Source organism: Leifsonia sp. PARNA 1/14, assembly GCF_055720965.1.
This window is the reverse complement of record NZ_JBVQSP010000009.1, coordinates 1-11230: the sequence shown is the minus strand read 5'-3', so window position 1 is coordinate 11230 and position 11230 is coordinate 1. Positions and strand designations below refer to the sequence as shown.

Annotated in this window: 14 protein-coding genes and 1 tRNA gene; 5 read left to right on the top strand and 10 right to left on the bottom strand. The window is 70.9% G+C overall.

The annotated features are described in order from the left end of the window. Positions 1 to 79 precede the first annotated feature (79 nt). Together AC0HS0_RS18975 and AC0HS0_RS18970 are read right to left on the bottom strand one after the other, a co-directional pair. Positions 80 to 152: transfer RNA gene (locus AC0HS0_RS18975), tRNA-Arg, on the bottom strand. A gap of 82 nt (positions 153 to 234) precedes the next feature. Then, positions 235 to 1014 (bottom strand): dienelactone hydrolase family protein, encoded by a 780-nt coding sequence (locus tag AC0HS0_RS18970; protein WP_472965703.1) that lies wholly within the window; start codon positions 1012 to 1014, stop codon positions 235 to 237. A gap of 190 nt (positions 1015 to 1204) precedes the next feature. On the opposite strand from AC0HS0_RS18970, the gene AC0HS0_RS18965 reads away from it, so the two are divergent. Together AC0HS0_RS18965 and AC0HS0_RS18960 are read left to right on the top strand one after the other, a co-directional pair. Then, positions 1205 to 1498, top strand: coding sequence for a GNAT family N-acetyltransferase (locus AC0HS0_RS18965; protein ID WP_055920830.1), 294 nt, complete (start codon positions 1205 to 1207; stop codon positions 1496 to 1498). 6 nt (positions 1499 to 1504) lie between these two features. Continuing rightward, positions 1505 to 2521, top strand: a complete 1017-nt coding sequence (locus AC0HS0_RS18960) for a zinc-binding dehydrogenase (RefSeq protein ID WP_472965702.1) — start codon at positions 1505 to 1507, stop codon at positions 2519 to 2521. Between the two features lie 181 nt (positions 2522 to 2702). On the opposite strand, the gene AC0HS0_RS18955 is transcribed toward AC0HS0_RS18960, so the two are convergent. Genes AC0HS0_RS18955 through AC0HS0_RS18945 form a run of 3 tightly spaced genes read right to left on the bottom strand, consistent with a single transcriptional unit; the run spans position 2703 to position 6153 of the window. Next, positions 2703 to 3326 carry a response regulator transcription factor gene (locus AC0HS0_RS18955; RefSeq protein ID WP_472965701.1) on the bottom strand — a complete coding sequence of 208 codons (624 nt, stop codon included), beginning with the start codon at positions 3324 to 3326 and terminating at the stop codon, positions 2703 to 2705. Then, positions 3323 to 4543, bottom strand: coding sequence for a sensor histidine kinase (locus AC0HS0_RS18950; protein WP_472965700.1), 1221 nt, complete (start codon positions 4541 to 4543; stop codon positions 3323 to 3325). Before AC0HS0_RS18950 ends, AC0HS0_RS18955 begins: the two co-directional genes overlap by 4 nt. Positions 4544 to 4545: 2 nt before the next feature. Continuing rightward, on the bottom strand, positions 4546 to 6153 hold the full coding sequence (locus AC0HS0_RS18945) for an MFS transporter (RefSeq protein ID WP_472965699.1): 1608 nt from the start codon (positions 6151 to 6153) through the stop codon (positions 4546 to 4548). Between the two features lie 224 nt (positions 6154 to 6377). Between AC0HS0_RS18945 and AC0HS0_RS18940 the strand changes: the two genes are divergently transcribed. After that, positions 6378 to 6695 (top strand): hypothetical protein, encoded by a 318-nt coding sequence (locus tag AC0HS0_RS18940; RefSeq protein ID WP_472965698.1) that lies wholly within the window; start codon positions 6378 to 6380, stop codon positions 6693 to 6695. 5 nt (positions 6696 to 6700) lie between these two features. Here AC0HS0_RS18940 and AC0HS0_RS18935 read toward each other — a convergent pair whose 3' ends face one another. The 5 genes from AC0HS0_RS18935 to AC0HS0_RS18915 form a co-directional block, all read right to left on the bottom strand. Continuing rightward, a complete protein-coding gene (locus AC0HS0_RS18935; RefSeq protein ID WP_472965697.1) occupies positions 6701 to 7315 on the bottom strand; it encodes a dihydrofolate reductase family protein in 615 nt (204 codons plus the stop codon). A gap of 5 nt (positions 7316 to 7320) precedes the next feature. Continuing rightward, entirely contained in the window at positions 7321 to 7797 is a 477-nt protein-coding gene (locus tag AC0HS0_RS18930; protein ID WP_472965696.1) for an SRPBCC family protein, read from the bottom strand. Then, a complete protein-coding gene (locus AC0HS0_RS18925; RefSeq protein ID WP_472965695.1) occupies positions 7794 to 8144 on the bottom strand; it encodes an ArsR/SmtB family transcription factor in 351 nt (116 codons plus the stop codon). The genes AC0HS0_RS18930 and AC0HS0_RS18925 overlap by 4 nt, the downstream gene beginning before the upstream one ends. Before the next feature lie 79 nt (positions 8145 to 8223). Then, positions 8224 to 8868, bottom strand: coding sequence for an HAD-IA family hydrolase (locus AC0HS0_RS18920; RefSeq protein WP_472965694.1), 645 nt, complete (start codon positions 8866 to 8868; stop codon positions 8224 to 8226). Positions 8869 to 8899: 31 nt separating this feature from the next. Then, the gene (locus AC0HS0_RS18915; protein ID WP_472965693.1) at positions 8900 to 9121 is read right to left on the bottom strand and encodes a hypothetical protein; all 222 of its coding nucleotides are present in this window, start codon (positions 9119 to 9121) and stop codon (positions 8900 to 8902) included. An 86-nt stretch (positions 9122 to 9207) separates the two neighbouring features. Between AC0HS0_RS18915 and AC0HS0_RS18910 the strand changes: the two genes are divergently transcribed. Both AC0HS0_RS18910 and AC0HS0_RS18905 read left to right on the top strand, forming a co-directional pair. After that, positions 9208 to 10158, top strand: a complete 951-nt coding sequence (locus AC0HS0_RS18910) for a helix-turn-helix domain-containing protein (protein WP_472965692.1) — start codon at positions 9208 to 9210, stop codon at positions 10156 to 10158. Between the two features lie 54 nt (positions 10159 to 10212). Further along, complete coding sequence (locus AC0HS0_RS18905) at positions 10213 to 11157, top strand: NADP-dependent oxidoreductase (RefSeq protein ID WP_472965691.1); 945 nt, start codon at positions 10213 to 10215, stop codon at positions 11155 to 11157. Positions 11158 to 11230: the final 73 nt, after the last annotated feature.

Sequence of the window (11230 nt, the reverse complement as noted above, 5' to 3'; positions counted from 1 at the left end):
GCCCGGCCGATGGCCGGGCTCTCTCTAAGTAACCACTGTCGCGACTCATCTAGAACATATGTCCCGACTCATCACACTGTGCGCCACGAGGGATTCGAACCCCCAACCTTCTGATCCGTAGTCAGATGCTCTATCCGTTGAGCTAGTGGCGCATGACCCAGCGTTCGTCGCGCGGGCCTGTTAGAGCTTACATGACCGGTTCACAGACCGCCAATTGAGCCGCATTCACCGGGCTCAGCCGAAGATCTCGTCGAGGAAGCACACGAGCGCACGCCAGCTGCGGGCGTCGGCGGTCGGCCGATACCGGTCGGTGCCCGGGATGGTGAACGCGTGCGGGGCTCCCGAGTAGGTGGTCAGCTGCCAGTCGACGTGCGGCGCGGCGCGCAGTTCGTTCTCGAACGCCGCCACCGCCTCGTCGGGGACGGCCGGGTCGGAACCGCCGGTCAGCACCAGCAGGGAGGCTGCGATCGCGGCGGCGTCGGACGGGTCGTGCGCGATCAGCCCGCCGTGGAAGGAGACCACCCCGCGGGCCGGGGCCCCCGTGCGGGCGAACTCGAGCGCCGCGGACCCTCCGAAGCAGTAGCCGATCACGGCCAATCGAGCCGGGTCGACGGCGGGATGCTGCTGCAGCCAGCTGAAACCGGCAGCGACGCGCGAGCGCAGCAGCGGCAGGTCGCTGTAGTACTGGGCGGCGACCTTCGGCGCCTCCTCCCCGCTGGGCCGCACGTCCGCGCCGTACAGGTCGGCAGCGAATGCGACGTAGCCGCGGCGGGCGAGCATCTGGGCGCGCATGCGCACGTTGTCGCCGACGCCGTGCCAGTCGTGGAGGATGAGCACGGCCGGGCGGCGCTCGTCGGCCTGGACGTCCCTGGCGAGGTAGCCCTCGAGCGGGACGCCCTCATGCTCGTACTCGACGGCCTCCGCGTCGATCACGGAGTGCTCGCCGATCGGCACCTGCTCGAGCAGGGCCTGGTGGGCGGGGGACAGTGCGGGCGACGGGTTCTCGATCGTCACGGGTAAGGCTCCAGCGTGTCTCGCGGCGCGCGCGACGGGTGTCGCACGCGGCCTGGCCTGCTGCAGCTGGATCGCGGAATGCTCGTATCGGGTGATGCAGGCGGGCGCCCGAGAGGGTGCGGGTTCGGGTTCCCACGTCGTTCACGATACCTCCCCTCCCTTCTGCTCGCGACGGTCGTACGATGGGCGCATGTCCACCGAGTTCAGCAACGAGACCGACGCGAACCGCTATGCGATGCGGATCGGCGGCGAACTGGTCGGCATCCTCGACTACAGCATCCTGGGCGGATCGATCTCGCTGACCCGCGCGTTCACGGTGCCCGCGCACCGCGGCAAGGGGTACGCCGCCGACCTGGTTGCGTACGCCGTCGATGACATCGAGCGCACCTCCGATCGCCGGATCGTGCCGATGTGCTGGTATGTCGCGGACTGGTTCGAGGCCCACCCGGAGCGGGCCGGCCTTCTCCAGCGGCGCGCCGGCTGACTGGCGATGGCACGCTGGGGGTCCGCGTCGCTGGAGCGCTCCGCTGTGCGCGTCGTGCGCTTCGGCGACCCGTCCGCCGTGGTGATCGCGCACGAGACGCTGCGGCCGCCGCGCGGCAACGAGGTGGTCGTGCGGATCGCCCACGCATCGCTCACCTCGACGGATGTGCTCGCCCGGCGCGGCGGCTACATGATCCAACCGGTTCCGGGCTTCGTGCCGGGCTACGACTTCGTCGGCGTGCTCGAGACGGAGTCCGCCGTATCGGTGGCGCTCGGCCTCCGCACCGGCGCGCGGGTGGCGGGTGTGCTCCCGCGGATGGGGGCGCACGCGACGCGCCTGGTCCTGTCGCCGACGTTCCTCGTGGCGGTTCCCGATCCTTTGACGTCCGAGATCGCCGCGACCCTGCCGCTCAATGCGGTGACAGCCGCGGTAGCGCTGCAGTACGCCGGAAAGGCTCGGAGCGTGCTCGTGCAGGGGGTCAGCGGCGCGGTCGGCGTACTCGTCGCGCAACTCGCCCTCCGCGAAGGCCGACGCGTGGTCGGCACCGGGTCGACTCCCCCGCCGGGATTCGACGAGCTGGCCGCGGAGGTGCCGCTCGCGGACTATCGCGACCCCGACTGGCCCGCGCGGGTCCGCGACTTGGCGGACGGCGGCGTGGAGGCCGCGATCGACCACACGGGATCGCCGCGTGTGCGCGAGGCGGTCGCCTCGAACGGCGTCATCGTGCACACCGCGTTCGCCGGCCGGGCCGGGCACGAGCGCGTGGACGCGGTGCGCGGGTCGGCGTCCGCGGCGCTGCGCGGTCGCGGCCACCCCCGCGAGGTGGTCTGCGCTGTGCCGTTCTGGGTGCTGAGGAAGCGACCGGCCTATCGCCGCCTGCTCGCCGGGCTGCTCGCGGATGCGGCCGACGGCACGCTGCGGCCGTTCGAGCCGCAGGTGGTCCCGTTCGAGTCGGTGTGGGAGGCGCATCGCCTCGCCGACCAACGCCCGGTCGGCCGCACGGTCGTGCTGGCGATGCCCTGAGGCCACGTCGCCGTGGTGGGCGGACGGGCCGCCGGCCGTTGTCGCCAGGCGCGGCCCGTCCACCGAGTGAGACGGCGCGACGCACGATGCGTAACGCCTCCCCCTCCTGAAGACAGGATCCGTCCCGACACGCCATAGGCGCGCGAACCGCAGCGGCGTGTTGAGACGAACGAGTCGGCAGCTAGGCGATCAAGCCGAGTTCGAGCGCTCGGCGCACGGCGGAGGTGCGGTCGGAGACGCCGAGCTTCTCGTACGCGCGAGCGAGATACGTCTTCACGGTGGCCTCCCCGATGAACAGCTCTGCGCCGATCGCCGCGTTGGTGAGACCGTCGGCCGCCAAGCGCAGCACCTTGACCTCCTGAGCCGACAGGGCCGGCGCCTGGCCGCGGCCCTGCAGCCGCCCGAGCAACGCGGAGGCGGCGGAGGTCGCCAGCACCGTCTCGCCCGCGGCCGCGGCCCGCACCGAACGCGCGAGCTCGGCCGGCGCGATGTCCTTGAGCAGGTAGCCACTCGCGCCGGCCTCGATGGCGCGCAGGATGTCCTGGTCCGTCTCGTACGTGGTCAGCACCACGACGCGCGTGCCCGGATGTTCGGCCGCGATCGCTCGCGTGGCCGCGACGCCGTCGCCGCCCGGCATGCGCAGGTCCATCAGCACGAGGTCCGGCTTCAGCACGGCGGCGAGCGACACGGCCTCCGGCCCGTTTCCGGCCTGGCCGACCACCTCGATGTCGTCGTAACTCTGCAGCATCCCGCGGATGCCCTCGCGCACGACGGGGTGGTCGTCGGCGAGCAGGATGCGGATCATCCGGCCGCCTCCGACGTCGGAAGCAGCACGACGAGCCGGGTGCCCTGGCCGTCGCCGCTGACGAGGTCGAACGTGCCTCCGGCCTCGCGGACGCGCGATGACATCCCGTCGATCCCGTAACCGTCGCGCGGCGCCGCCGGGTCGAACCCGCGGCCGTCGTCGTGCACGCTGAGGCGCACCTCCCCCGGCTCGTAGCCGAGCGACGCCTCGACCGTGCGGGCGGCGGCGTGCTTGCGCACGTTCGCCAGCGCCTCCTGGAAGACCCGAAGCGCGACCACCTCGACCGCCGGCGACGCAGGTCTCGGCGTACCCAGCACGGTGAACCCGACCGGCACCCCCGTCTCGTCGCCGAAGCGCGCCGCGACCCGCGCGAGCGCCTGGTCGAGGGTGGAGTCGGCCAGGCGCCCCGGCGTGAGCGCCGCGATGATGCGCCGCGACTCCTGAAGGTTCTCCTGCGCGGTCTCGGTCATGAGCTCGACGTGCCGGCGTGCGGAGGCCGGGTCGGCCTCCAACTCGCCCTGCACCGCGTGGCCGAGGGTGATGATGCTCGTGAAACCCTGGGCGAGGGTGTCGTGCATCTCGCGGGCGATGCGCTCGCGTTCGGCCGCGGCGCCCTGCTGCTCGGACAGCTCAGCGATCTCGCGCTGCTGCTCGCGCAGCCGCTCGATGAGAAGGCCGCGCTCGCGGCTCTCCTTGGTGACCGCCGTGATCCGGTTGCTGAAGTAGATCGACACCGCGATGACGAGCACGGTCATGCCGAGCGTGGAGGCCACGTCACCCGGTGCGAGGTCGCCGAGGAACCAGCGCACACCGACGCCGCCCAGGTTGAGCACGACGATCGCTATCGCCGCCGGCACGGCCGACAGCATCAGGAAGAACTGCGGGGACAGCACGAAGAGGGTGACGTTGGACCAGTTGTTCAGCCCGTACGCCACGAAGTAGACCGCGGTGCTGAGCCCGACGTAGACCCACGCGCGCCAGGTGTTGGAGCGTACCCCGGCACGGCTGGGCCGGGCGACGAACCAGTAGAAGGGGAACAGCGCCAGGATCAGCCCGGCAGCCGTGAAGGTCCGGACGACCCCGGTGTAGGGGTTCGCCAGGACCAGCACGACGGCGGCGAGGGTCGCAGCGGCCGAGTAGCCGATCCAGTCGCCGAACCAGCGGTCGTCGAGCCGGTCGGACGGGCTGTCGTCGATGCGGTCGGACGGGCGGGTCACGTTCAGACTGTAGCGTTCTCGGCGCCCGTGGCGGCGTCAGCGCCCGATGCCGACTCGGTCGGCTCGCCGTCCTCCGCCATCGAGGTGCGGCCCGCCGGGTACAGCAGCCCGATGACCGCGACCACCACCATCGCCGCGGCCATCCCCCAGAACGCCCACTGCGCGGCCGACGCGTAGTCGGCGCGGACAGCGTGCAGGATCTGCTCCTGCACGACTTGCGGCAGCGTCGACAGCGCGCTCGAGCGGTCGGAGGCTCCGCTGATCTGGTTCACCGCGTCCTGAGCATTCGCCGCCGAGCCGCCGAACTTCGCGAACGAGGCGGTCAGGAGGTCGGTGAGCCGGGAGGTCACGATGGTCGAGAAGACCGCGATGCCGAGCGCGCCTCCGAAGTTCTTCATCGTCTGGGTCAGCGCGGAGGCCTCTCCGTAACTGGCGCCGACCGCGCGGTTGACGGCGTCGGTCGAGACGGGGGTGAACATCAGACCGATGCCGGCGCCGGCGATGACGAGCGGCGCGGTCTGGGCGTTGAAGAAGAGCACGCCGTTCACCGAGAGGTCAGTGGCGCCCAGCGCGAGCCAGGCGAAGCCCACCGCACCCACGACGCCGCCGAGCAGCACCATCGCCTTCGCACCGTTCCGGTCGAACCGCACGGATCCGATGCGGCTGCCGATGACGAACCCGATGAAGAACTTGAGGAACAGGATGCCGGTCGCCATCGCCGACAGCTGCAGCGACACCTGGCCCCACACGCTGAGGAAGAAGAATGCCGACATGAACGCGATCGAGGCGGACAGCGTCGCCAGCCGCGAGAACAGCACCCCGCGGTCGCGGAACGCCCGCACCTGCACCAGAGGCTGGGCCGACCGCAGTTGCAACCAGCCGAACAGCACGAGCAGGGCGGCTCCGGCGATCAGGCTCGCCAGGACAGCCGGGCTGCCCCAGCCCCACGGGCTCGCCTGCTGGAGGCCGAACACGAGTGCGCCCATCCCGACCGCCACGACGGCGGCGCCGAGCCAGTCGATCCGCTCCTGCTTGCGCGTGGAGGGGCGAGCGGTGAGGGCGACGATCACGAACGAGATCACGGCGATCGGCACGTTGACCCAGAAGATGGAGCGCCAGGTCCACTGCGTGAGGTAGCCTCCCGCGATCGGACCCACCGCGGTCATCGCGCCGGTGATGGTGAAGAAGATCGCCATCGCCCGGCCACGCCGTTCGCGCGGGAATCCCTCGACGACGATGCCGATCGCGGCGGGGAACATGATCGCACCGCTGACGCCCTGCAGCGCACGGGCGCCGACCAGCCAGGCCTCGGCGAGATCGCCGGACGGGGTCAGACCGCACAGCAGCGACGTGATGCCGAAGCCGGCGATGCCGATGAGGGCCATCCGCTTGTGCCCGACGACGTCGGCGACCCGGCCGCCGAGCAGGAAGAATGCGGCGGTCGTGAGCAGGTAGACGTTGACCGCCCACTGCATGCCGTCGTGGCTGAGACTTAGGTTCTGCTGGATGGTCGGGGCGGAGAGCGCGACGATCGTCTGGTCGATCGTCGTCATCGAGACGGCGAGGATGAGGCCGACTAGCGCCGGCTTCGACGAGGATGCGGGATTCATGTATCCAGCGTCGCCGGATCGGCGCGGCGGCGGCACCGGCGGACGGTGGTCAGCGGTGTCCACCGATCGGTGGACACCGCTGCCGATCGGCGCCGGCCGCCGCCGGGCCATGCCGTACACTCGGCTCGCAACCAAGGGAGACGACCATCAGCGAGAACACCGCCGCGCCACTGCAGCCCACCTATCCGCAGCAGCCTGCGCCCGCACCGATTCCGAGAAGCCGGATGAGCACCGCGCGAGTCCTCGGGATCGTCGGATTCGCTCTTTCGTTCATCGGGTTCCTCAACATCGGCGGCCTGGTCCTCTGCATCATCGCCCTGGTGAAATCCCGTCGCGCCGGCGAGCGCAACGGTTTCGCCGTGGCGGGCATCGTGGTCGCCGTCGTGACGATCCTCTTCGTCGCGCTGATTCTCGCCCTGCTGATCCCGCTGCTCGTGCACGCGGCACAGGAATGCAATCGACTCGGATACGGCACACACGTGGTCGGCGAGACCACCTACACGTGCACGCCGACCGGATTCAGCGCCTCGACCCGAGGCTGACGCCGTCAGTCCACGTCGTAGGTGAGGTGCGTCGCGTTCGACGTGACCACGACCTCCCGCTGCGTCAGTGTGCGCCGCGGGGCGTCCACGAACAGCGGGGTCCCAGCGCCGAGGATGATCGGCGAGAGATGCAGGATGAGCGTGTCCACCAGGCCGGAGGCGACCGCCGACGCGACGAGCGCGCCTCCCCCCATCACCACCACGTCGAGGTCGTCCCCTTTCGCCTCCGACTGCGCCTCGGCGCTGGCGCGGGCGACGGCGATCGCGTCGGCGAGGCCGGCGGTCGCGAACGTCCAGTCGAGCCCGGTCAGCCGCACGTGCTCGGGCGGTGCGCTCGTGACGACGACGAACGGAGGCTTGCCGACCTCCGTCGCGCCGTAGCCGAGCTCGTCGCTCCATCCGTCGGGCGCGTCGATGACGTCGAAGAGCCTCCGGCCCATGACGACGGCGCCCGAGCGCGCGTTGCAGGCCTCCAGGATGCGCTGGTCGTCCGGGTCGTCGGAGAACACCCACCGGTGCAAGGGCTCACCGCCGGTGCCGAGGCCGTTGCCCGGGCCCGCGTCGGGCCCGGTGACGAAGCCGTCGAGCGAGACGGTGATGTCGGCGATGATGCGTGTCATCGGGCTCACACCCTCGCCAGCAGCTCGTCGAGCTTCTCGTAGCCCTCGGTCATGCCGTACTCCATGCCCTCGGCGACCATGGCCTCCAGCGCCTCTTTGGAGGGGAAGACGGAGTGGCCGACCAGGCGCGAGCGGCCTTCCGGGAGCGACTCGAATCGCAGGAGGTCGAGGCTGACCTCGTTCGGCGCGCCCAGGTACTCGAACGTCTGGATGATCAGCTCGTTCTCGACGACCGTGTGGATGACGCCGCGGAACGCGTAGACGTTCCCGTCGGGGTCGGTCTGCTCGAAGCCGTAGCCTCCGCCTGTGCGGAAGTCCCAGTGGGTGATCGCGTTGTCGAGGCTGCGCGGCCCGATCCACTGCACGTAGAGCTCGGGGTCGGCGTGCGCCCGGAAGACCGCCTCCACCGGGGCCTCGAACTCGCGGGTGATGTCGGCGTACGAGGTGCCGGGTACGGCATCGATGACGACGGGGTTGCTCATGATTCCTTCTCCTTCGTTCCTCTGCTCGGTTCTGCTGCGACGAGGAGGCCGTCGAGCGCCCGGTAGCGCGCCTCGGCCTCCAGCCGGTACCGGTCGATCCACGAGGTGAGCCGCTGCAGGGCCGCGGCGTCCAGATGGACGGGGCGGCGCTGCGCCTCGCGCGTTCGCCACACCAGGCCGGCGCCCTCGAGCACGCTGATGTGCTTGGACACCGCCTGGAGCGTGATGTCGAACGGCTCGGCCAGTTCGTTGACCGTCGCGGGACCCCGGCTGAGGCGGGCGACGATCGCTCGCCGCACCGGATCCGACAGTGCCGCGAAAGCCCTGTCGAGCGAGTCCTGCTCCATTAGTCAATCACCTCGTTGATCAATCGCTTGATTGACTAAAGGATAGAGCGATGCACCAAGAGAGTCAACCCTCCGCAGATCAGGAGGTCACGGCTGCGTCCTCGACACCGGGGACCGCCCCCGTGTAGTCGCCGATGCGCTCCAGTCCGTCGGTCGTGGCCGACACGTGGCCGCCGACGACCACGGCGCGGGCTCCGGATGCGACGGCGGCCGCGAGGCCGGCCTCGGCGTCTTCGAACACGACGCACCGATCGATCGGAACACCGAGCTGCGAGGCGGCGAGCAGGTAGCACGACGGGTCGGGCTTGCCGCGCTCGACGTCCTCGGCGGCGACGAGCACCGCCGGGATGCCGACGCCCGCGGCGTTCAGCCGGGCGATCGCGAGTTCGCGCGGCGCGCTCGTCACTACGGCGACCGGAGCGCCGCTCTCGGCGAGCGCCGCGAGCAGTCGCCGTGCGCCCGGCACCTCCACGATGCCGTCGGTGCGGGCGACCTCCTCGGCGAGCAGCCCGGCGACGAGTTCGGCGCGCGTCGCGTCGGTCAGCGCCGGCAAGAAGTGGGCGACCGTGTCGCCCGCCTGCCGGCCGTGCGCGTAGGCGAGGACGACCTGTGGATCGAGCCCGTGACGCACCGAGAACTCCGTCCACACCGCCTCGACCACCGTGTGCGAGTCGACGAGGGTGCCGTCCATGTCGAAGAGGTATCCGCCTGCGCTGCTGTCCATCCGACCAGCCTAGGCGGGTCGGATGGCGCGTTCAGCGGCCGCCGGCGCGTGCGTCCTGCGCCGCGCGAAGATCGGCGAGAGCGCGATCGGTCTCGCGGGTGACGCGACCTCCGCGTGCGGCGACCGCCGCGGGCAGCCAGTCGCTCAAGAGGAAGCGGCGGCGGCGCGGCGGGACGATCTCCCCGCCGCTGGTCTTGACCGGGCGGGCCACCCAGCCGTGTTCGATGCCTTGTGCCCAGGTAGTGTTTGCCATGTCCTCTACATTACGATCGACAATATTCGGCCACGAGATGGCTTTGAGTCTATCTTCGTAAACATTCGGCCAGTACACTGTGGTGCATGTTGAAGAGTGTTGCCGTGCCGATCATCGACGGTTTCGCGATGTTCGAGTTCGGCGTGATCTGCGAGGTGTTCGGGCTCGACCGCAGCTATGCCGGCCTCGAACCGTTCGACTTCCGCGTCTGCTCGGCGAACCCGGGTGAGCCGATCCGCAACGAGACCGGCGTGTCCATGACGGCGCCCTACGGTCTGCAGGCCATGGAGGACGCCGACCTCATCGCGGTTCCCGCCGCAGCCATCCGCGACGAATACCCGGAGGAGCTGCTCGAGGGTCTCCGCCGCGCTCACGCCCGCGGGGCGATCCTGCTCAGCGTCTGCTCCGGCGCGTTCGTGCTCGGGGCGGCGGGCCTCCTCGACGGCCGGGAGTGCTCGACGCACTGGCGCCATGCGGACGCCCTGCAGCGACGGTTCCCGCTCTCCCGCGTCAATCCCGATGTGCTGTTCATCGACGACGGCACGATCATCACCAGCGCGGGCACCTCCGCGGGCATCGACGCCTGCCTCCACCTGGTGCGCCGCGAACTCGGCAGCGCGGTCGCCAACACGATCGCGCGCAACATGGTCGTCCCGCCGCAGCGCGACGGCGGCCAGCGCCAGTACATCGAGAAGCCGCTCTCCGACTGCGAGGACGACACCTTCAGCGAACTGCTCGACCACCTGACGGACACGCTCGACGAGAGCCACACCGTCTCCGGGCTCGCCGCGCGCGCCCACATGTCGACGCGCAGTTTCTCGCGCCGCTTCGTCGCCGAGACCGGCGTGCCTCCCATGCAGTGGCTGACCACGCAGCGCGTGCTGCACGCCCGGCTGCTGCTCGAGACGACGGACCTGCCGGTCGACGAGGTCGCCCGGCGCAGCGGGTTCGGCAGCGCGACGCTGCTCCGGCACCACTTCGACTCCGAAGTGGGTGTGCCGCCGACGCGGTACCGCGCAGCGTTCGCCCAGCGCTGAGCCACCGCGGCGCGACCTCGACCCACCTCCACCGCCTCCGACCGAAGGACAGCCATGGCCACGCAGATCCAGTACGACCGCCTCGGAGGCCCGGAGGTGTTAGAGGTCGCCGCGGTGCCCGACCCGGTGGCGCCGGCCGACGGTGTCGTGATCGACGTCCGCGCGGCCGGTGTGAACCCGATCGACGGCAAGCTGCGCAGCGGCAGCCGGCCGAGCGCCCCGATCACGGAGCCGCGCGTGCCGGGAAGCGACGCCGCGGGCGTGGTGCTCTCAGTCGGTGCCGACGTGACCGACTGGGCTCCGGGCGACGAGGTGGTGGTGCGCGACGCCCGCGGCGCGTACACGACCCGCCTGGTCGCGCCGGCCTCCCACCTCGTGCGCAAGCCCGCGGCGGTGAGCTGGGAGGAGGCCGCGGCGATCGGTGTGCCGGCCGGAACCGCCTATCAGGCACTCGTGTCGCTGGGCGTCGGCGACGGCACCACGCTGCTCATCCACGGCGGCTCCGGCAGTGTCGGACGGGCCGCCATCCAGCTGGCCCGGCGGATGGGGGCGACCGTGGTGGCGACGGCGTCGCCCGCGAACCACGACCGGCTGCGCGAGCTCGGCGCCCTCCCCGTCGCCTACGGCCCCGGGCTGCTGGACCGCCTCCGCGAGGCCGCGCCTCAGGGCTACGACCGCATCCTCGACGCGATCGGCACCGACGAGGCGCTCGAAGCCTCGTTCGCACTGGTCGACGACCGGTCGCGCATCGGCACGATCGTGGTCGGGCCGCGCGCCGCCGAGCTGGGCATCCGGGCCTGGGGAGGCGGCAACCCCGTGCCCCTGACGGCGGAAGAGCTCCGCCTGCGCGCCGAGGCCTACCCGCTCGTGCTCGGCCTGATCGCCGAAGGCGCGTTCCAGGTCGACATCGCCCGCACGTTCCCTCTGACGGAGGCCGTGGAAGCCGCCCGCCTGGTCGAGGGAGGCCACCCCGGCGGCAAGGTCGTGCTCGCTCTCTAGCTGTAGTGCCCAGGGACGTTGTTTGATCTGGCATCCGTGACATAGCGAGAACCTCCGGGCCAGAGTGGGAGTT

Bases quoted from the DNA above. Each gene is read 5' to 3' on its own strand.
- AC0HS0_RS18945 (WP_472965699.1), bottom strand. From the start codon at position 6,153: ATGAATCCCGCATCCTCGTCGAAGCCGGCGCTAGTCGGCCTCATCCTC.
- AC0HS0_RS18925 (WP_472965695.1), bottom strand. From the start codon at position 8,144: ATGGAGCAGGACTCGCTCGACAGGGCTTTCGCGGCACTGTCGGATCCG.
- AC0HS0_RS18920 (WP_472965694.1), bottom strand. From the start codon at position 8,868: ATGGACAGCAGCGCAGGCGGATACCTCTTCGACATGGACGGCACCCTC.
- AC0HS0_RS18960 (WP_472965702.1), top strand. From the start codon at position 1,505: ATGGCACGCTGGGGGTCCGCGTCGCTGGAGCGCTCCGCTGTGCGCGTC.
- AC0HS0_RS18935 (WP_472965697.1), bottom strand. From the start codon at position 7,315: ATGACACGCATCATCGCCGACATCACCGTCTCGCTCGACGGCTTCGTC.
- AC0HS0_RS18930 (WP_472965696.1), bottom strand. From the start codon at position 7,797: ATGAGCAACCCCGTCGTCATCGATGCCGTACCCGGCACCTCGTACGCC.
- AC0HS0_RS18965 (WP_055920830.1), top strand. From the start codon at position 1,205: ATGTCCACCGAGTTCAGCAACGAGACCGACGCGAACCGCTATGCGATG.
- AC0HS0_RS18905 (WP_472965691.1), top strand. From the start codon at position 10,213: ATGGCCACGCAGATCCAGTACGACCGCCTCGGAGGCCCGGAGGTGTTA.
- AC0HS0_RS18940 (WP_472965698.1), top strand. From the start codon at position 6,378: ATGAGCACCGCGCGAGTCCTCGGGATCGTCGGATTCGCTCTTTCGTTC.
- AC0HS0_RS18955 (WP_472965701.1), bottom strand. From the start codon at position 3,326: ATGATCCGCATCCTGCTCGCCGACGACCACCCCGTCGTGCGCGAGGGC.
- AC0HS0_RS18910 (WP_472965692.1), top strand. From the start codon at position 9,208: ATGTTGAAGAGTGTTGCCGTGCCGATCATCGACGGTTTCGCGATGTTC.
- AC0HS0_RS18915 (WP_472965693.1), bottom strand. From the start codon at position 9,121: ATGGCAAACACTACCTGGGCACAAGGCATCGAACACGGCTGGGTGGCC.